Genomic DNA, 19,344 nt, shown 5'->3' with positions numbered 1-19,344 from the left:
ATTTATTAGTGTTATACCAATCACAGTAAACATGTGATCAGAAATAGCGCAGGAAAAACGCTTGAGAACAAAGCAGGATTTTTAGATAAGTAGTTATTCTACAATTAAAAATACTAATACAGTTATCGAGCGTTTTAACAAGCTAGAATGATCAATTATTTATTACGATTGGTATTAGTCAGAAGGAGTCGAATGTGAACTTGTTGCGCTTAGTTGCGGCGATACTCTGTCTGGGAAGCGCCGCGGGCGTTCAGGCCGAGGTGAACCTGAGCGAGGTTAACTTGAGTGGCAAGATGGAGCAGGGGGCGCTTATTCGCGGCCTGGCTCAGGCGGGGACTCAGGTATGGCTCAACGGCGAACCGGTTAAGGTGAGTCCCGAAGGTCTGTTTGCCTTCGGATTCGAGCGCCAGGCGGCGCTTAGTCAAGAGCTTAAGCTGGTGTATCCCGACGGTCTGACGCAGATCATGCCGCTTAAAATCAGCGAGAAGCAATACAAGATCGACAAGGTCAACGGCATCGCCAAGAAGATCATGAAGCCAGACCCCAAGGCTCAGGCACGCGCGGCCAAAGACAGCAAGCAGGTCAAGGCGGCAAGAGCCACCTTCTCGGGCCAGACCGCCTTTGCTAAAGATTTCATCTGGCCGCTGACCGGGCGCATCTCGGGTGTGTATGGCAGTCAGCGTGTCTACAACGGTAAGCCGGGTAATCCCCACTATGGTGTGGATGTGGCGGCCAAGACAGGCACCGTGGTGGTCGCGCCGGCCGATGGCGTGGTGACCCTCTCTGTGCCCGATATGTTCTACTCTGGCGGTACCATGATCATCGACCACGGCTATGGGGTGAGTTCCAGCTTCCTGCACCTGAGCAAGCTCTATGTTAAGCCGGGTGAGACCATCAAACAGGGTCAACCCGTTGCCGAGGTGGGCGCCACAGGCCGCGCCACCGGGCCACACCTGGACTGGCGTCTCAATTGGTTCCAGATGCGCCTGGATCCTGTGACAGTGGTACCGTCTATGGCGAGTGTGCTCGAACGTCAAAAACAAGCGAAAAAGGCCAAATAGGGCGAAATGGTGCCAGTTCACTAGGAGCTAAAGTTTACTAAGAGAAGCATCCATCAAAGTCGGCCATCATTTATGGCTGAGTTCGAATATCGATTAAGGCGGCCATGGGGTCGCCTTTTTCATGCCTGAGAAGCTTATTTTTGAAAAAACTCTCCGAACTTCCAGCTTACGGCCCCTGCTCCCTAATCTGCTTACCTGCTCACCCGCCTACCTGCTGAGGTGTCTGTGTATCAACAGATAAGTTATCGGCTTTTGTCGATTGATTTTGGCTGAGCGGTTTTAGCTGATCGGTTTTAGGTGCTCGATTTTAGGTGCTCGATTTTAGATGCGTGATTTTAGGTGCGCGGTTTTAGGTGCGCGATTTTAGGTGATCGTTTTTAGGCGGCGCTGCGTAATCAAGTTATAGGTCAAGCGGACATTTTGCGGTCGGAAGCTGACAGCAACCAGGCTAGAAAATCATCCCGTCGCAACCTCCGGTTTGGCAAGTCTTTCAGTCGATGAGCAGCGTAAATAAACCAGTATGAAGATCACCCATCACATCTATTCCGAGAAGGCGGGAGAGAAGCGAGACGCCTTGACGCCTAAGGCTAAGCAAGTCCAGGCGCAAGGCTCGGAGCAAATATCGTCTCAATCTCAGCCTCTGGCTCAAATTCAGGCCCAAAATATGGCCGTGTTCCCGCTGCCACTGTTTGTGCTGCCGGGCGGCGTGCAGCGCCTGAGGATCTTCGAGCAGCGTTACCTTGCCATGGTTACAGAATCCATGGCGGCCGAGTCCAGCGGCAGCGGCTTTGTGATCGCCCGCTACGATAAGGCCTTTGACTTCAATGTGCCGGATTGGGGCACCAAGGTACAAATCGTCGATTTTCATCATGGCGAAGATGGCCTGCTGGTTATCGATGTTAGGGCCAGTCATCTGGTGAGCCTGGACAGATTCGAGGTGCGTGGCGACGGCCTGTTGATGGCGCGCTGTCGCTATCGCGACCATTGGCCCTCTCAGACGCCCAGTGCTCGGCGCGGCGAGCTGGGGCAGGCCCTCAGCGAGCTGTTTGTACAACATCCTCCATTGGCGCAACTCTACCCTCAGCCAGAATTTAATCGGCTGGATTGGGTCTGCGCTCGCTTTTTAGAGATATTGCCTTTATCTTTGAATGAGAAGGAGAAATTCATCTTGCCTAACAGTTTTCCTCAGGCAAAGTCGTTTCTCGATACATTTATTTTGGGTCAGGACAAAATTAATTGATCCAAGCTGCCGGCGCCTGCGTATAGACGATTATGTATGGGTCATACGTGAATTCAGATGCAGACATTTGTTAGCGCAGGCGCCCCGGATAAAGGGAGTGCGAACATTAACAGTCATCCAGAGACGCAGGTACCGCCAGAGTTATCTGTCTGGTTGGTGCGAGTCGCCGATGAGAGGGATAAGCAGGCGTTTACCCGTCTGTTTCAATTTTTTGCGCCTAAGATTAAACGCTTCGGTATCAAGCAGCTAGGCAACGAGGCCCAGGCACACGAGTTGGTGCAGGAAACCATGAGTAATGTCTGGCGCAAGGCGCATCTGTATGACGGCGACAAGGGCGCGGCCACCACTTGGGTCTATACCGTGATGCGTAATGCCGCCTTCGATATGCTCAGGCGTGTCAAGGCCAAGGCGGAGATGAATCTCGGTGACGACATCTGGCCTATCGAGCAGGTGCAGAGCGAAGAGGCACTGCCTGAATTTGCCGACCATCTGATGGAGAAGCAGATGCTTGCCTATGTCGACAGCCTGCCAGAGGCACAACGCGCCGTGGTCAAGGGTGTCTACTATCAGGAGCTCTCCCAGGAGCAGTTGGCACAGCAGTTCGGCGTACCCATAGGCACCATTAAATCCAGACTCAGGCTCGCCCTGGCGAAACTCAAGCAGCAGATGGGAGACCAGCAGCATGATTAATCACCATCCCACTTCTGACGTGCTGGCACAGTTTGTTGCCGGTAACTTACCTGCCTCGGTATCCGTATTGGTGTCGAGCCACGTAGAGCTGTGCGCCGAATGTGCCCGATCGGTGCAGCGTTTAACCCAGCAGGCTGCCATCGACGCCTTTGGCGAACTTGCTGACGAGACAGCAGGCGATGAGTTGCTTGCAACCGATCTGATAAGCGAACTGGCCGGCGAATTTGAGTTCGAGCTAGAAGATTTCGACGAGTGTATCGCCGCCATCACGGCCGAGGAAGCCGATGACAAGCGTCAGTTGCCGCAAACCGTTACCGAAATTGCCGTGGGAGGAGAGCGTATCGCGCTGCCGACGGCACTTAGGTCGATTCCCCTCAGGGAGTGGCAGGGCTTGGGTAAGTTGTCACGCTCGCGCCTGGCACTGGACGATGGCGATCTCAGGATGAGCCTGCTGCACATAGATAAAGGCGGCAGCGTGCCTTGTCACACCCACAAAGGGTTCGAGATCACCTTGCTGCTGCAGGGCAGCTTCACCGATGAGATGGGCGAGTATCGCAAGGGCGACTTTATCTGGCTCGACGGCCAGCACACCCATCAGCCGGTGACCGAAGAGGGCTGTGTCTGCCTCACGGTTTCCAGCGATGCGATCCATTTTACCCAGGGGATGAGCCAGCTGCTTAACCCAATCGGACGTTTTATCTACTAATTCCTTGATGCCTGGTCTGCTAAATGGAGGCGACATGAAGAAGAAATTGAAGATAGGCATAAGTGCCTGCGTGATGGGGGAGCCGGTACGCTTCGACAGAGGCCATAAAAAGTCCGGTTTCTGCATGGAACAACTGGCGGAGTTTGCCGAGTTTAAGCCCGTATGCCCAGAGATGGCCATCGGCCTGCCGGTGCCTAGGCCAACCATCAGGCAGATCGTTAAGGACAATATCATCACCGTCTCTCGTCCCGACGGCAGCGGCGATGTGACCGAGGCCCTGAAATCGTTCGGCGCTAAGGCCGCCCAAGGCTATCAGGATCTGGCGGGCTTCGTGTTTTGTGCCAAGAGCCCGAGTTGTGGCATGGAGCGGGTGAAGGTGTATCACCATCATGGTAAAGGCTCTGAGTCCACAGGCGTTGGTGTGTTCGCCGAGCAGGTGATGAAGGCCAATCCTCTGCTGCCCTGCGAGGAGAACGGCAGGTTAAATGACCCCATCATTCGCGAAAACTTCACCACACGTATCTTTACCTATCAGAAGTGGCTGGATCTTAAGGCCGAAGGACTGACCCGGCACAAGCTGATCCAGTTTCACTGTGCCCATAAGTACCTGGTGATGAGCCATCATGTACAGAGCTACCGAGAGCTGGGACGTCTGCTGGGCCGCGCCGATATTGGTGTCGAGGAGCAGGGCGAGCGCTATATCTCTGGTTTGATGCAGGCCCTTAAAAATAAGGCGTCCCGTCGCAGTCATACCAACACCCTGCAGCATCTGCAAGGCTACTTTAAGCGTCAGCTCGATGAGCATAAGCGCCGTGAGCTGACCGAGGAGATCGCCGCCTATCGCGAGGGGCTATCGCCACTGTTGGTGCCACTGACGCTGATTAAGCATCACCTTATCGAGTATCCCAACGAGTACCTGCAGCAGCAGGCTTATCTCAATCCTTATCCTAAGGAGCTGAGACTGAGGTATGGCTATTGAGCGCACTACTCTGGCTGAGAAGGGACTTTCGCCTCCATGACAACCCCGCCTTGAGTGAGGCGGTTCGCCTTGGGGTGAAGCAGGCGGTCTTTATCGCCGCCCCGGCCCAATGGCATAAGCATGATATGGCGCCGATCAAGGCCGATCTTATTCGACGTCATCTTAAGTTGATGCACAAGCGGCTATCTGAGTATGGTATCGAGCTGTTGGTGTTATCGGCCGCTGACTTTAGCGATCAGGTAAAGGTTCTGAGTGACTTTTGCCGCGCTAACGCAGTCACTCTGCTGCTGGCCAATGGCGAGCCGGAACTCGATGAGCGTCAGCGTGACGGCGACGTCATCGCCACAGGCCTGGAGCTGAGGCTATGGCAAAACGATTGTATCTTACCCCCCGGCAGCGTGCTCAATCAGCAGGGGGAGATGTTTAAGGTATTTACCCCCTTCAAGAAGGCCTGGCTTAAATGTGTCGCCGCTCGAGGCATAGAGTGTGTGCCGACGCCGACACTTGAGAAACCTTTAACGAGTGATGAGGTGTTGGCAGGCAGTGCCGACGCCTTTACCTTAGATTATCCCCTAGCGGACTCCAGTATCTGGCCCGATAGTGAGCAGGTGATGACAAAACTCCTGCCCGCTTTTTGGCAGGAGAAGCTGCTCGACTATAGTGAACGACGTGATTTTCCCGCCATCAAGGGCACCTCGGGGCTCTCTCCCTACTTAGCCATAGGCGCCATCAGCCCACGTTGGCTGGCACTGCAACTGGTGCAGCGTCATCCAGAGGTGATCTATGACTCCCAGCACGCCGCCTTTTCCTGGCTCAACGAGCTGATTTGGCGCGACTTCTATAAGCACCTGCTGTTTCACTATCCCGATCTCATCAAGGGCAGGAGTTTTCAGCCCAAGTATGAGTCGCTGTCCTGGCCCAATAACGAGGCGCACTTTCAGGCCTGGTGCGAGGGGCGCACCGGATATCCCATAGTCGATGCCGCCATGAAACAGCTGCGCCGCACTGGCTGGATGCACAATCGCCTTAGGATGATAGTGGCCAGTTTTCTGACTAAACACCTGCTGGTGGACTGGCACAAGGGCGAGCGTTTCTTTATGCAGCAGCTGATCGATGGTGATTTTAGTGCCAATAACGGCGGCTGGCAGTGGGCGGCCAGCACGGGCTGTGATGCCCAGCCCTATTTTAGGATCTTCAACCCTATCACCCAGAGCCAAAAATTTGATCCTCGGGGTGATTTCATCCGTAAGTATCTACCAGAGTTAAGTGAGGTGCCCGACAAGCAGATCCACTTCCCCCATGACTATTTGGTGAGTCAGGGAAAAGGTGAGATCTACCCCGCGCCGATAGTGGACCATAAGGCGGCGCGTCAAAGGGCCCTGGCGTTTTATAAGGTGGAATAGGATGACAAAGACGATGGCAAACGCCTTGTGGTTACAAAACTTTATCGCCGTGTATAGCGACCTCGGCACAGAGAACCTGGAGGGGCTGCGCCAGATCTATCATCCCGACATAGTGTTTTGCGATCCCCTGCATCGTGTCGAGGGGCTGGATAGACTGCTGGGCTATTTTCAAGGGCTCTATCACCAGGTGATAAGCTGTGACTTCACCATAGTGTCGGTCTTAGAGCATCAGGGCGAGGCCGCCGTCTACTGGACCATGACCTTCAGACACAAACAGCTTAATGGCTGCCAGCCAATTGAGGTCGAGGGGCACTCTCAACTACGGGCCAAGGACAACAAGGTGATCTATCACAGGGATTACTTCGATGTCGGCGTCATGTTATATGAACAGCTGCCATTGCTCGGCAGCCTGATCCGCGCGGTAAAACGCCGCGCCGTGCGCTAGGGGAGGTCGCCATGAAGCTAATGATCACAGGGGCAACCTCGGGGATCGGCAAGCAGCTGGCCCTGGGCTATGCCAAGGCCGGTCACCAGGTACTGGCCTGCGGACGCAGCCAGGCAAAACTCGATACACTCACACAGGCATCGGCAAATATCCATGCCCTCTGTTTCGATTTGACCCAGTATGATAGCTATCCCGAGCTGCCTGCAGCCAGTGGGCCACTGGATCTGCTGATCCTCAACGCCGGGGAGTGCGAATATATCGACGATGCCCTTAATTTCGATGCTAAGCGTTTCGAGAAGATCATCAATATCAATCTTATCGCCATCGGCTATGCCCTGCAGGCCTGGTTGCCAAGGTTAAGACCCGGCGGTCGCCTGGTGTTGGTGAGCTCCAGCGCTCAGCTACTAGCACTGCCTCGAGCCGAAGCCTATGGCGCCTCCAAGGCGGGACTGAGTTATCTGGCCAAGGTGCTGGCCATCGATCTGGCGAGACATCAGATAGAGGTGACCCTGGTGCATCCGGGCTTTGTGCAGACACCGCTCACCGATCGCAACACCTTCGCCATGCCCATGATGATCGGCGCCGAGGAGGCGGCCGACACCATAATGCGTGGTATCGCCAAGGGCAAGCGTGACATACGCTTCCCGCGCCTGTTTATCCTGGTGATGCGTGGCTTCTCGCTGTTACCTTTTTCACTCTGGCGTCGTCTCGCCATGAGGATGGTGTCTCCATGAAGAAAATTGCCATTATCGGCTCGGGCATCTCGGGCCTGACCTGCTCCTATCTGCTGGACAAGCACTATGAGGTGACCCTGTTTGAACAGAACGACTATGTGGGCGGACACACGGCCACAGTCGATATAAATCACCAGGGGCGCGACTATGCCATAGACACCGGTTTTATCGTGTTTAACGACAGAACTTACCCCAACTTCAATCGCCTGCTGGCCATGCTTGGCATTGAGGGACAGGCCACCGAGATGAGCTTCAGCGTCCATAATCGTCAGACAGGTTTCGAGTATAACGGCCACGGCCTCAATAGCCTGTTTGCCCAGCGGCGTAACCTGTTTCGCCCCCGTTTCTGGCGTCTGCTGAGTGAGATCTTAAGGTTCAACCGACTCTGCAAGGAGAGTTATGGCCAGGACGCCGTGCCCGAGGGGATGACCCTGGGGGAGTTTCTGGCGCAGCATGGCTTTTCATCATTTTTCAGCGAGCACTACATACTGCCCATGGGGGCGGCCATCTGGTCGACCAGCCTGAAAGAGATGCAGGCCTTCGAGCTTAAGTTTTTCATCCGTTTCTTCTATAACCATGGCCTGCTTAACATTAGTGACAGGCCTCAGTGGTATGTGGTGCCTGGCGGCTCCCGCCAATATGTTGAGGCGATCCTCTCCGGCTTGTCTTGTCCTGTGCGTCTGGGCAGTAAGATCCAGGGGGTGTATCGCCAGGACGGTGAGGTAAGGCTAGTGATGCCAGGCGGCGAGACACAGGTATTCGATGAGGTGATCTTCGCCTGTCACTCGGATCAGGCGCTCGCGCTGCTTGGGGATGCCACGCCCGAGGAGCAAGCGGTTCTGGGGAGCATCCCCTACAGCCGTAACGAGGTCGTGCTGCACACAGATATCAAGTTATTGCCTAAGCGGCCACTGGCCTGGGCGAGCTGGAACTACATGCTGGATGATAATCTCGAGCGTGCGGCCTGCGTCACCTACAACATGAACATACTGCAGGGCATAGAGAGTGATACCACCTTCTGTGTCACCCTGAATCAGAGCGAGGAGATAGAGGATGACAAGGTGCTGCGCCGCTTCATCTATCACCATCCCGTGTTGAACGAAGCCTGTGTCGCGGCCCAGCAGCGGCGCCTGGAGATCTGCGGTAAGGCTCACACTCATTTTGTCGGCGCCTACTGGTACAACGGTTTTCATGAAGATGGCGTGCGCAGTGCCCTGGATGTCACCAAGCGCTTCGGGATGAGTCTATGAGTGCATTGGGTCAAGGCTCGTCCAGTCCTCGAGAGCTTGATGAGCATAGCGGCATCTATACGGGCCAGGTGCGTCATCGCAGGTTTGGCGATATCCCACATGCCTTTGGCTATCGTCTCTACATGATGGGGCTGGATCTCGACGAGCTGCCGGCGGTCACCGCCCGCAGCTGGCTGTTTGGCCAGCGCTGGTTCAACCCCATACGTTTTTATGAAAAAGATTACCTCAAAAATGAACCCGGCAGCCTTAAGCAGCGTATTGCCCAGAAAGTCGTCGCACTCGGTGGACGTTGGCAGGCAGACAACAGGGTAGTGATGTTGGCCCAGTGCCGCTGCTTAGGGGTTTATTTCAGCCCCATCAACTTCTACTTCTGTTACGACGAGCAGCAAGTTTGCCGCTACATGTTGGCCGAGGTGAGTAATACGCCATGGAATCATAGGCACTATTACCTGTTGAGCCTGGAGGGTGAGATGAAGATTAACAAGGCATTTCATGTATCGCCCTTCATGGAGATGGAGATGACCTACCACTGGCGGGTTTCGCCGCCGGCGGCCAAGGCGCTGGTGCATATCGAAAACCATAGAGAGACCGAGGGGGTCACTAAGGTGTTCGATGCCACTTTGGTGCTCGACAGGCAGGGGATCACCCCAAGCAACCTGATGAGCACCTGGCTGAGGATCCCGGCGATGACGGTGAAGATGGTCCTGGGGATCTACTGGCAGGCCCTCAAGCTGTTTGTTAAGCGCGTGCCTTTTATCGCGCATCCCGATGTCGGTGAGTCGGCCAAGTAGCAAAGATCACCGCGGGCGTAACCAACGGGGCGGCGCAACATAGAGCCTGAATCAGAGAGTATTTCATTTAGCGAGGTAGAGATGGAACAGATAATCAAACAAGAAAACGGCGTGAAGCCTCGCGGCGCAGCAGTTAACGAGGCCGTTAATCGCGGCGCTAAGCCAAGATATCGCGCCCTGGTCATACGCCTGTTGGAGCAGCTCCAGGGGGGACGTATCACCTTGGTCGAAGGCGACACTCGTCAGCAATTTGGTGAGTTAACCTCTAGTCTTAATGCCGAGATAGTGGTGCAGGATCCCAGCTTCTATCGAGACCTTATTCAGGGCGGCAGCATAGGCGCCGCCGAGGCCTTTCTCGACGGTAAGTGGACCAGCCCTGATCTTACCCACCTGATCCAGCTGATGGCCCGCAATCAAACTAGGCTGGATGCCCTGGAGCAGAAGATGGCCTGGCTGACCCGCATCAAGCATCTGTTTTTAAGGCTGAGTCAGCGTAATACCGAGCAGGGCGCCAAGCGCAACATCCTTGCTCACTACGACATAGGCAACGAGCTCTACGAGCGCTTTCTCGATTCGAGCATGCTCTACTCCTGCGCCCTGTATGATGAAGCGGCGCAGAGCCTGGCCCAGGCGCAGCAAAATAAGCTGCGCACCATCTGCGACAAGCTGGAGCTCAAGCCGGGCGAACATGTGCTGGAGATAGGCACAGGCTGGGGCGCACTGGCCATCTATATGGCGCAGCATTATGGCTGCCAAGTTACTACGACCACCATATCCGATGCCCAGTATCAATATGCCAAGGCAAGGATACAAGAGGCTGGCCTTAGCGAGCAGATAACCCTGCTCAAGCAGGACTATCGTCGCCTCACGGGGCATTATGACAAGCTGGTCTCCATAGAGATGATAGAGGCCGTGGGCCACGAATACCTGGGGACCTTCTTCGAGACCTGTTCAAAGCGACTCAAGCAAGACGGCAAGATGCTGCTGCAGGCCATAACCATCAGCGATGGTCGCTATGACAAGTATCGCAGGGGCGTCGACTTCATTCAGAAATATATCTTCCCCGGTGGCTGTCTGCCCTCGGTAGCCGTGATGAGCGAGCAGATCGCCAAGCGGACCGACATGGTGATCTGCGATCTGCAAGATATTGGCCTGCACTATGCCAGAACCCTGTATGACTGGCGTCAGGCCTTCGAGCAGGCCTGGCCGCAGCTGAGGGCACTGGGTTATGACGCCAGCTTCAAGCGTCTCTGGCTATTCTACTTCTGTTACTGCGAAGGGGCATTCAAGGAGCGGCTGATCGCCACTCATCATCTGGTTGCCCGTAAGCCCAGGTATTTTGGGGCTCAGGATGAAAGCGTTCTGGCTTATTAACCTTGGCCTGTTCCAGCTTGCCTGGTGGTCGGCGGCCTGGCTGACGCAATCGGCCAGCTACATCATCTCTGGGTTGATCATCTTGCATTGCCTGCTGTCGCCCAGTCTGAAAGCGGATCTGAGGCTGATGGCGCTGCTGCCGCTAGGCTTGCTGGTCGATGGTGTGCTGATTGCCCTCGGTTGTTTTCGCGGCATCGAGTCGGCATTTCCTCTCTGGCTAGCCCTTCTTTGGGTGATTTTCTTGATGAGTCTTAACCATAGCCTGCGCGCGCTGTCACGGCTCGGCCTGCCTTGGCTGATGCTTATCGGCGCCTTCGGTGGGGCGGGCAGCTACTGGGGCGGTCTGAGCCTGGGGGCGTTGGCGACCCCACTGTCCGATCTCAATTTTTGGTTGGTCACGGCGCCGGTTTGGGCATTGCTCCTGCCTTTGTTGGTGTGGGGGCAGGGGATGTTATCTGCGCAGCAAGTGAGTCAGGTAAGAAAGTGAGGTGAGTCATGGGTAAATATCTATTGCTATTACTCATTAGCCTGAATGTTCAGGCAGCCGATCTCGACCGGTTACACAAGATAGGTAGCGCCGAGATGCAGTATCTATTTTGGACCTTGTATCGCGCCGAGCTGTATGGCGCCGCCCCTGAGTATCAGGCCGCTGGTGACAAGGCGCTGAGGATCAATTACTACCGAGATATCGACAGTGATGCGCTTATTGAGGCGACCATAGACCAGTGGCGTCACCTGGGGTATTCCGACGAGCAGATAGCGCCTTGGCAGGCACATATTAAGGGCCTGTGGCCCGACGTGCGCCAGGGCGACAGCCTGACGCTATGGGTGAACTCACAGGGCGACAGTCATTTCTACTTTGGTGACGAGGAGCTGGGACAGATCCAGGATCAAACCTTTGGCGAGGCGTTTCTGGCCATCTGGTTATCTGAGCGCACCTCAGAGCCTGAGCTCAGGCAAGGTTTATTAGGATTAAGACAATGAAAAAGATCATTTTACTAGGTTTGTCCTGTCTTGTGTTGCTGCTCGGCGGCTGCGGTAGTGCATCACTCGAGGATTATCGCGATACCAGCCCGGCGCTGCATCTGGATCAGTTTTTCGACGGTAAGCTAAAGGCCTACGGCATAGTGCTTGACCGCTCGGGTACACTTATCAGGCGCTTCGAGGTCGATTTGTTGGCTCACTGGCAGGGGGATAGCGGTGAGATCAAGGAGTGGTTTGTTTTCGACGATGGCGAGCGTACCACTCGCACCTGGCAGCTGACCAAGCTTAGCGATGGTTCCTATCAAGGCAGCGCCGAGGATGTGGTGGGCATCGCCCTCGGCCGCACCCAAGGCGCGGCGTTGTTCTGGCAATATCAACTCGAGATCCCCATCGATGGTGAGATCTATGAGGTAACCCTAGATGATTGGATGTTTCTGCTCGATGAAAAGCGCTTGTTTAACAAGACCGAGATGAGCAAGTTTGGTTTCAAAGTCGGCGAAGTCATCTTGTATATCGAAAAACAGTAAGGGCAAAGGATTTACCCGTTTGGTGTCGCTAATGGCTCTCGCTGTTTTTGCGAATGAGTCTGGTTATCCAAACGGGAGAGTTTCTACTAACATAAAGACTGATGCTCTTTTGAAATGCAGTAATTTTAATCCGTATAGAAAGCCATTATACCAATCACAGTAAGTATGTGATCGCAAATAGCGCAGGAAAAACGCTTGAGAACAAAGCAGGATTTTTAGATAAGTAATTATTTTACAATTAAAAATACTAATACCGTTATCGAGCGCTTTGACCAGCTAGCATGATCAATTATTTATTATGATTGGTATTACTCTAAATAGAATCACGACGTAAAGATGTTGAACTTGAGGGAATGAGCATAGCACTTATTGGCAAATACATTGTTTGCGCGACGATGTGACGCATAAGAGGCAGCTTATATGAAAGGTTTACAACAATCTCAGGTGGACAGCTTTAAGGCTGATTTTAGTGGTGAGGTGATTTTGCCCGAAGACAGCGACTACGACGAGGTGCGACAGATCTGGAATGGCATGATAGATCGCAGGCCGGGGATGATTGCCCGGTGCACCTCAGCGGAGGATGTAGTTAAAGCCGTTAACTTTGGCAGAGAGAATCAACTACTGATTTCAGTTCGTGGCGGTGGCCACAATATCGCGGGCAAGGCCCTTTGTGACGATGGCTTGATGATCGACCTGTCACTGATGAAACAGGTCAGGGTGGATCCCGACAAACAAACGGCTTGGGTCGAGCCCGGTTGTACGCTGGAGGATGTAGATTCAGCCACACAAGAACATGGTCTGGTGACACCCGTGGGGATCAATTCCACCACGGGGATAGCAGGGTTAACCCTGGGGGGTGGATTTGGTTGGTTAAGCCGCAAGTTTGGCATGACTATCGATAACCTGATCTCTGCTAATGTGGTGACCGCCGACGGCAAACAGCTTGTTGCCAGCCAAGCCAGTGAGCCAGAGCTATTCTGGGGATTGCGTGGCGGTGGTGGCAACTTCGGCATCGTCACTCAGTTTGAGTTTAAACTCCATCCTCTGGGGCCTGACGTTCTGAGCGGTCTGATAGTGTTTCCCTTCGATCAGGCAAAGTCTGTTATCAGTCAGTTTGTTAACTTTACCGCCAACGCACCCGATGAACTGAGTGTGTGGATGGTTGCCCGCAAGGCGCCGCCGCTGCCATTTTTACCCGAAACGGTACATGGCAAAGAGGTGATAGTGCTGGCGATATGTTATGCCGGCGATCCTGTCGAAGGTGAGAAACTGATCGCACCGCTTCGTCAATTTGGCACTCCTGTGGGTGAGCATGTGGGTGTACAACCCTTCGCCGCCTGGCAGCAAGCCTTCGATCCGCTATTGACGCCTGGTGCCCGCAATTACTGGAAATCTCACAATTTTACTCAGTTGACTGAAGCGGCTATCGATACGGCCATCGAATATGCCGGCACTCTGCCCACAGAGCAATGTGAGATCTTCATCGCGTCCATAGGTTGCGCCACTTGTCTGCCTGCAGCCGATGCCATGGCGTATTCTGCCCGAGATGCCCAGTACGTCTTAAATGTGCACGTTCGCTGGGAGTCTGCCGATGACGATAAACGCTGCATCGCCTGGGCGCGGGAGTTCTTCGATAAGACCAAGCCTTTTGCCAGTGGCGGCGCCTATATCAATTTCTTGACCGACGATGAAGCCGACCGCACCGAGTCAGCCTATGGTGAGACCTACGGGCGCTTGCGGCAGCTGAAGAAACAGTACGATCCGAACAACCTGTTTAGGGTCAATCAGAACATTAAGCCCGCTTAGCTAGGGCGCAAACCAGAAGCCAAGTGACTGTCGCTTATCATTCGATAGTCACTTGGCTGATTACTGTTTGGTACCTGTCTACTGCGCTGATAAGAGCCTACTTGGCTTCTGAGGCGATAACCGTCTTAATGCCGTGGGGATGCACCTTAATACAGAGATTTCCCCGCTTGAATGCGATGGTTGGGTTAGCCAGGCGTTCATGTTCCCCCTGGGGGGAGCTCATCTTCACCTTAATTTCTGTCTCTTGCGCCAGCACAGGGGCAAGCGTCGGAACCCGTGCCAGTAATTGCTGGCACAAAGTGTCTGTGGTGGTGGCGCCGCCTGGCAGCACTAACTCGATATGTTCCCAGCCCTCGACCGGGTAGCTTTTATTGCCGGGGTAGGGCAGTTCGATACAGTCTATCGCCAGTTCGCCCAGCATCCAGGGCTTGTCGAGGGCGATGATGAGTATGGGGCGGCCGTTGATCACATTGTTTGAGATGATCTCCCCCTGACGGCAGAAGGCATCTCTTAGGCTATCGGCGCCTTGGCTTGTGTTGACCCTAAGGGCGGCGTGATCGCACTCAAGGCCCAGGCCATCGAGCCCTAGCTCCCGCATGAAATCTAAAATAGCTTGGCTAAAGCCGGGCCACTGGGCTGTGAGCGCGGCTAAAGTTGGCTGGTGAGAAGTTTGTGATTCGGTTGTCATCTTAATCTATCTTGTTTGGACTCAATATTGCGTGTTGGCTTAGCTATCGGCTATCGGCTATTTGCTTAGCGATTAGCGCCGCGCACAGGGATCTGGAAGCGGGTTGAAAATCGGCCTTATGGCCAGATCTCGATAGGGGTTCCCGTATCGACGGCGCGCCACAACTCGTCAATTTCCTCATTCTTGATGGCGATGCAGCCGTCGGTCCAGTTGAGGCGCTGGGCTTCATCCGGCGTGAGTGAGGAATTGGGGTTTTGGCCGTGGATCATGATCTGTCCGCCGGGATTGATACCCAGAGCGGCGGCCCTGAGTTTATCTTCATCGTTGGGATAGGATATATGGATAGCTCGGTAATAGGCGCTGTCGGCCTTCTTATAGTCGAGGATATAACGACCTTCTGGGGTGCGTTGATCGCCCTCTTGCAGCTTGTGACCCACCGGGCGATCGCCCAGGGCAATCTTGTAGCGTCTTAATACTTTACCTTGGCGCATCAATAGCATGCTGGCTTCAGACTTATTGACCACCACCAGATCTACCTTGCCAATCTGGCTCTTGCTGGTGCTATGGGGCGAGCTCAGGCCGCTCGATTGCGCCCAGGTAACCCCTAACGGGGAGAGCAGGCAAAGCAGCAGGAGTTGTTTAAAAAATGTCTGCATCGTCTTGGTTCGGTAAAATAAAGCCACTACTTGGGTGTTCATCATACCTTATTTTAGATTAAGCTGGATCGGTTAATTCCATGTTGCATCATAGTGGGTGGAATTGGCGTCTTCGATGACAAGAGATAAGGATTGTTGATTTAGATGGATGAGACCCCGCAAGAGGCGCGTAAACAGAAGCTTAGACAGATTATTTTCGGTACAGACACCCCGGCCGGTCGTTATTTCGACATCAGCCTGATTGTCTGCATCGTGTTGAGCGTCGCCCTGGTGTTTGTCGACACCATAGACAGCATACATAACCGTTATGGTGACTGGATCCGTATCGCCGAGTGGTGCTTTACCGGTATCTTTACTTTAGAGTACATGCTCAGACTCTACTGCTCCGCTCAGCCCGCACAATATGCCCGCAGCTTCTATGGCGTGGTGGATCTGCTCTCTATCTTGCCCAGCTATCTGGCGCTCATCTTCCCTGGTGCCAGCTTTACCCTGGTGATCCGTGTGCTGCGTCTGTTTCGGATATTTCGTGTGCTCAAGCTGCTGCGCTACCTCAGCGAGGGTAACCTCTTGCTGCGGGCCATGATGCAGTCGAGCCGCAAGGTCTTTCTATTTTTCTTCTCGGTCAGCCTGATCGTCATGGTGCTTAGCGCCATCATGTATGTGGTGGAGGGACCCGAGCATGGTTTTACCTCCATGCCCAAGTCGATCTACTGGACCATAGTGACCATCACCACTGTGGGCTATGGTGATATCACGCCCCAGACCACGCTCGGCCAGGGCATCGCCGCGCTGACCATGCTGATCGGTTACTCCATTATCGCGATTCCCACGGGGATCTTGACCTCGGAGATCTCCCAGGAGATGGTGCGTAAGAAAGATCTGCGCCGCTGCAGCAACTGCCTCAAGATGGGCCACGAAGTCTCGGCGCTCTATTGTGACAAGTGTGGCAGCGAGTTGGAAACCGACCTCTAGGGAGCCTAGGGCCTGTTGACCTTTGCCGTTTGTTTTTGCAGCAGTTTGAAGGTGATTTATACAAGGCAGAGCCTGTGTCGTGTAGTATCCTACACAAATTGGCGATAACGCCGTAGAAATGGCCTACAAACGCTGCCCAAAGGGTTCATCTAAACGCGCGCTGCACTTTGTTGTTCGCCATTCACATAGAGTAACTATGCTTCATGGCTCTCGCCTCGCGCAAAACGCGTTTAGATTGAACAAAAATTAAACTTGAAAGATCAACAGGCCCTAGTGTTTGTGAGCCTATTAAGAATGCGCGCGCTTAGCGTTAGCGCAGCCAGAAATAGAAAAACCAGTAATGAGAGGACGTTATGACCACGGCTAAGTTTGTTCAGGGCTCTATCATGCGCCATATTTGGGTGATGAGCTCGACCGCCGCCATTGGCATCTCGGCCCTGTTTGTGGTGGATCTGATCGATATCTTCTTCCTCAGTCTGCTGGGGGAGCAGGAACTGGCCGCGGCGGTAGGATACGCGGGCACCATCTCTTTCTTCACCACCTCCATCGGCATAGGGCTCTCTATCGCTCTCGGCGCCCTGGTCTCTCGCGCCGTGGGGGCCAAAGAGTTTGAGCTGGCCAAACGTTTGCTGCTCAATAGCGCCGTGGTGACTGTGTTGGTGGCCTCACTGGTTGCCTTAATCGTCACCTGTTTTATCCCCGAGCTGCTTACCCTGGTGGGAGCAACCGGCCGCACCGGTGAACTGGCCGCGGGTTACCTCTATATTCTCGTGCCCTCCATGCCCATCATCTGTCTGGCGATGGCCCTGGGGGCGGCGCTCAGGGCGGTGGGTGACGCCAAGCTCTCCATGGTGTCGACCCTGACGGGGGGCGGCGTCAACCTAGTGTTCGATCCTATCTTCATCTTCCTGCTCGCCATGGGGATAGAGGGCGCGGCGCTGGCCTCCGTGCTGGCACGACTGGCTGTGCTGCTGGTGGCCGCGAGGGGCGTGGTGGTGAAGCATAAGCTGTTTGGCCGTTTCGATCTCACCGCCTTTAAGGAAGACATTAAGCCCATTTTTGCCATCGCGGGACCCGCGATGATGACCAACATCGCCACCCCCATAGGCAACGCCGTGGTAACCCGCGCCATCGCCGAGTTTGGTGACAGTTATGTGGCCGCCTGGGCCGTGCTGGGCAGGTTGACGCCCGTGGCCTTTGGTATGATCTTCGCCCTCAGCGGCGCCATAGGCCCTATCGTCGGGCAGAACTTCGGCGCGCGGGAATTTGATCGGGTGAAGCAGAGTCTGACCAAGGCGCTGCAATTTTGCGCCCTGTATGTGGTATCTGTCTCGCTGCTGTTGATGCTGCTGCAGGAGCAGATAGTGCAACTTTTTGCCATGCAGGGGGAGAGCGCCGAGTTGATCCGCTTCTTCTGCCGCTATATTGCCGTCTTCTTCGTGTTCTCCGGCGCCTTGTTTGTCGCCAACGCCTCATTCAATAACCTGGGCAAGGCCAAGTATTCGACCATGTTTAACGTGGGTAAGGCGACCCTGGGCACCATTCCCTTCGTCTATTATGGCGGCCAGCTGGGGGGCGTCGAGGGCGTGCTAATCGGTCAGGTGCTAGGGGCTATCCTCTTCGGCGTGCTCGGTGTATTAACTGCCTATCGCTTGGTCGACAAGGTGCATGCCAGTGCGGCGCTAGCCGTTAGCCAGGAGGCGCTCGATGAGGAGCTAAGCCCTAGCAGCACCAATCCACTGTCATCCTCCTGTGCCCAGATGGCGCAGATCAGTGAAGAGCAAGATTGTGAGGAGAGCAGCAGGGTGAGTGAGTTGGTTACAGGTCAGGGGCGCGACTAGCCACCTAGAGCTGGATAGATGCAGATGATTTTCAAACTATAGCCATAAGCGAGAGTGGCAAACGAGAGTTTCAGGGGAGAGTGACAAAAACGACGCCGTGATGGCGCCGCTTGGTACAGGCATTAGTTATTGGCAGTAGCCATTAGCATTTAGGCATTTGTATTAGACATTAAATGCATCGGGCACAAGGTGTATGCCTTAGCTTTGCTGCGCCGCAGCCTCTTCTTGTTCGACGCTCTCAGCTGTCACGTCTTGCTCGCCCTCTGACTTAGTGGCCTTCTCGGCGGCGTTAGCCTTGGCGGCGGCTTCGGCCTGCTCCTGGGCTAGCATCTTGGCGCGATCGCCTTTTGAGATATATTTCTTTACTGTTGGCGGCGTATGTTTGTTGTGACGGGCTTTGGCACGCTTTGCCGTCTTCTTCAGCATCTTTTGTTTCTTGTTCATACTTCCACCCAGGTGTTTGATTCAGATAATATGTGGATTTTACGGGGTCGCCCGTCGGGTAACCCAAACCGGGGGCGGATTTTAACCTAATCCGCACGCTGGGGCTATAGGCAAGCGTTGAGATAGAGGAATTATGAGTCGTATAAGCTGTGATGCCAAGATCACCTTCTTTGAGCGTTTTGAGGCCGATATTTTAAGTGGCGCTAAAACCATCACCTTGAGGGATGAGAGCGAGTCGCACTTTCGCGTCGGCGATCGCCTGTCGGTATCGACTTTCGAAACCGACAGGCATTTTTGTGATATTCAGGTTGTGCGGGTCGAAGAGCTCGCCTTCGATGCCTTAAATCAGCGCCATGCCGCGCAAGAGAACATGACATTGGCGCAGTTAAAAGCGGTGATCACCGAGATATATGGCGAGATTAAGACCCTATACCTCATTGAATTTCAGTTGGTAAATTCTCAGTAAGCTACGTATTGCGAGTGGTACAGTAACCAGCTTCAATGACAGGCGTTGAAAACGAATGGATGCGAAAAATGACTAGATATTTAACAGCTTGCTTTGCGGCTCTATTTTTATTTTTGTCAGCAAATGGTTGGGCAGAAGAGTCCCTTGAGCAAATTAATCGTGATATTAATTACCTGAGAGAAAATGTGATTCAGGTGTTTGATTATAGTGGCCAGGATATTCAAACTGCCGAACAGGTGATTGATTCGCTATTCAAAATAGAAAGATGTAAGATATTGTGCTTTTAG

General features: G+C 54.0%; 22 protein-coding genes. 19 read left to right on the top strand and 3 right to left on the bottom strand.

Annotated features, from left to right (window positions below; genetic code table 11):
- Positions 1-230 precede the first annotated feature (230 nt).
- The 15 genes from L1D47_RS16160 to L1D47_RS16090 all read left to right on the top strand — a co-directional run bounded on the left by L1D47_RS16160 (position 231) and on the right by L1D47_RS16090 (position 13,990).
- Complete coding sequence (locus L1D47_RS16160; RefSeq protein ID WP_239886036.1) at positions 231-1,061, top strand: M23 family metallopeptidase; 831 nt, start codon at positions 231-233, stop codon at positions 1,059-1,061.
- Between the two features lie 520 nt (positions 1,062-1,581).
- Positions 1,582-2,301 carry an LON peptidase substrate-binding domain-containing protein gene (locus L1D47_RS16155; protein ID WP_239886035.1) on the top strand — a complete coding sequence of 240 codons (720 nt, stop codon included), beginning with the start codon at positions 1,582-1,584 and terminating at the stop codon, positions 2,299-2,301.
- 57 nt (positions 2,302-2,358) lie between these two features.
- Positions 2,359-2,991, top strand: coding sequence for a sigma-70 family RNA polymerase sigma factor (locus tag L1D47_RS16150; RefSeq protein ID WP_239886034.1), 633 nt, complete (start codon positions 2,359-2,361; stop codon positions 2,989-2,991).
- Complete coding sequence (locus L1D47_RS16145; RefSeq protein WP_239886033.1) at positions 2,984-3,697, top strand: ChrR family anti-sigma-E factor; 714 nt, start codon at positions 2,984-2,986, stop codon at positions 3,695-3,697. The genes L1D47_RS16150 and L1D47_RS16145 overlap by 8 nt, the downstream gene beginning before the upstream one ends.
- A gap of 34 nt (positions 3,698-3,731) precedes the next feature.
- Positions 3,732-4,676, top strand: coding sequence for a DUF523 and DUF1722 domain-containing protein (locus L1D47_RS16140; RefSeq protein WP_239886032.1), 945 nt, complete (start codon positions 3,732-3,734; stop codon positions 4,674-4,676).
- The gene (phrB, locus tag L1D47_RS16135) at positions 4,673-6,079 is read left to right on the top strand and encodes a deoxyribodipyrimidine photo-lyase (RefSeq protein ID WP_239886031.1); all 1,407 of its coding nucleotides are present in this window, start codon (positions 4,673-4,675) and stop codon (positions 6,077-6,079) included. The genes L1D47_RS16140 and phrB overlap by 4 nt, the downstream gene beginning before the upstream one ends.
- Position 6,080: 1 nt before the next feature.
- On the top strand, positions 6,081-6,524 hold the full coding sequence (locus tag L1D47_RS16130; protein WP_239886030.1) for a nuclear transport factor 2 family protein: 444 nt from the start codon (positions 6,081-6,083) through the stop codon (positions 6,522-6,524).
- Between the two features lie 11 nt (positions 6,525-6,535).
- Positions 6,536-7,258: an SDR family NAD(P)-dependent oxidoreductase gene (locus L1D47_RS16125; protein ID WP_239886029.1), complete on the top strand. Its 723-nt coding sequence runs from the start codon at positions 6,536-6,538 to the stop codon at positions 7,256-7,258.
- The gene (locus L1D47_RS16120; RefSeq protein ID WP_239886028.1) at positions 7,255-8,508 is read left to right on the top strand and encodes an FAD-dependent oxidoreductase; all 1,254 of its coding nucleotides are present in this window, start codon (positions 7,255-7,257) and stop codon (positions 8,506-8,508) included. Before L1D47_RS16125 ends, L1D47_RS16120 begins: the two co-directional genes overlap by 4 nt.
- Complete coding sequence (locus L1D47_RS16115) at positions 8,505-9,299, top strand: DUF1365 domain-containing protein (RefSeq protein ID WP_239886027.1); 795 nt, start codon at positions 8,505-8,507, stop codon at positions 9,297-9,299. The genes L1D47_RS16120 and L1D47_RS16115 overlap by 4 nt, the downstream gene beginning before the upstream one ends.
- Before the next feature lie 81 nt (positions 9,300-9,380).
- The gene (locus L1D47_RS16110) at positions 9,381-10,673 is read left to right on the top strand and encodes a cyclopropane-fatty-acyl-phospholipid synthase family protein (RefSeq protein ID WP_239886026.1); all 1,293 of its coding nucleotides are present in this window, start codon (positions 9,381-9,383) and stop codon (positions 10,671-10,673) included.
- Positions 10,651-11,160 carry a DUF2878 domain-containing protein gene (locus L1D47_RS16105; RefSeq protein WP_239886025.1) on the top strand — a complete coding sequence of 170 codons (510 nt, stop codon included), beginning with the start codon at positions 10,651-10,653 and terminating at the stop codon, positions 11,158-11,160. The genes L1D47_RS16110 and L1D47_RS16105 overlap by 23 nt, the downstream gene beginning before the upstream one ends.
- A gap of 8 nt (positions 11,161-11,168) precedes the next feature.
- The gene (locus L1D47_RS16100) at positions 11,169-11,657 is read left to right on the top strand and encodes a chalcone isomerase family protein (RefSeq protein ID WP_239886024.1); all 489 of its coding nucleotides are present in this window, start codon (positions 11,169-11,171) and stop codon (positions 11,655-11,657) included.
- Positions 11,654-12,184: a DUF3833 domain-containing protein gene (locus L1D47_RS16095; RefSeq protein WP_239886023.1), complete on the top strand. Its 531-nt coding sequence runs from the start codon at positions 11,654-11,656 to the stop codon at positions 12,182-12,184. Before L1D47_RS16100 ends, L1D47_RS16095 begins: the two co-directional genes overlap by 4 nt.
- 420 nt (positions 12,185-12,604) lie before the next feature.
- On the top strand, positions 12,605-13,990 hold the full coding sequence (locus L1D47_RS16090; protein WP_239886022.1) for an FAD-binding oxidoreductase: 1,386 nt from the start codon (positions 12,605-12,607) through the stop codon (positions 13,988-13,990).
- 97 nt (positions 13,991-14,087) lie between these two features.
- Here L1D47_RS16090 and L1D47_RS16085 read toward each other — a convergent pair whose 3' ends face one another.
- Both L1D47_RS16085 and L1D47_RS16080 read right to left on the bottom strand, forming a co-directional pair.
- A complete protein-coding gene (locus L1D47_RS16085; protein ID WP_239886021.1) occupies positions 14,088-14,678 on the bottom strand; it encodes a VOC family protein in 591 nt (196 codons plus the stop codon).
- 116 nt (positions 14,679-14,794) lie between these two features.
- Positions 14,795-15,334, bottom strand: a complete 540-nt coding sequence (locus L1D47_RS16080; protein WP_239886020.1) for a L,D-transpeptidase family protein — start codon at positions 15,332-15,334, stop codon at positions 14,795-14,797.
- A gap of 144 nt (positions 15,335-15,478) precedes the next feature.
- Here L1D47_RS16080 and L1D47_RS16075 point away from each other — a divergent pair, with 144 nt between their 5' ends.
- Positions 15,479-16,306, top strand: a complete 828-nt coding sequence (locus L1D47_RS16075) for an ion transporter (RefSeq protein WP_041511715.1) — start codon at positions 15,479-15,481, stop codon at positions 16,304-16,306.
- Positions 16,307-16,659: 353 nt separating this feature from the next.
- Positions 16,660-18,147 (top strand): MATE family efflux transporter, encoded by a 1,488-nt coding sequence (locus tag L1D47_RS16070; protein ID WP_239886019.1) that lies wholly within the window; start codon positions 16,660-16,662, stop codon positions 18,145-18,147.
- Positions 18,148-18,345: 198 nt separating this feature from the next.
- Here the strand turns inward: L1D47_RS16070 and L1D47_RS16065 are convergent, their stop codons facing one another.
- Entirely contained in the window at positions 18,346-18,591 is a 246-nt protein-coding gene (locus L1D47_RS16065; RefSeq protein ID WP_239886018.1) for a DUF2986 domain-containing protein, read from the bottom strand.
- A gap of 133 nt (positions 18,592-18,724) precedes the next feature.
- Here L1D47_RS16065 and yqfB point away from each other — a divergent pair, with 133 nt between their 5' ends.
- Positions 18,725-19,057 (top strand): N(4)-acetylcytidine aminohydrolase, encoded by a 333-nt coding sequence (gene yqfB, locus L1D47_RS16060; RefSeq protein WP_239886017.1) that lies wholly within the window; start codon positions 18,725-18,727, stop codon positions 19,055-19,057.
- A 68-nt stretch (positions 19,058-19,125) separates the two neighbouring features.
- The gene (locus tag L1D47_RS16055) at positions 19,126-19,344 is read left to right on the top strand and encodes a hypothetical protein (protein WP_239886016.1); all 219 of its coding nucleotides are present in this window, start codon (positions 19,126-19,128) and stop codon (positions 19,342-19,344) included.

Source organism: Shewanella sp. Isolate7, from assembly GCF_022398425.1.
GTDB lineage: Bacteria > Pseudomonadota > Gammaproteobacteria > Enterobacterales > Shewanellaceae > Shewanella.
This window is presented reverse-complemented; position numbering and strand designations above follow the sequence as displayed.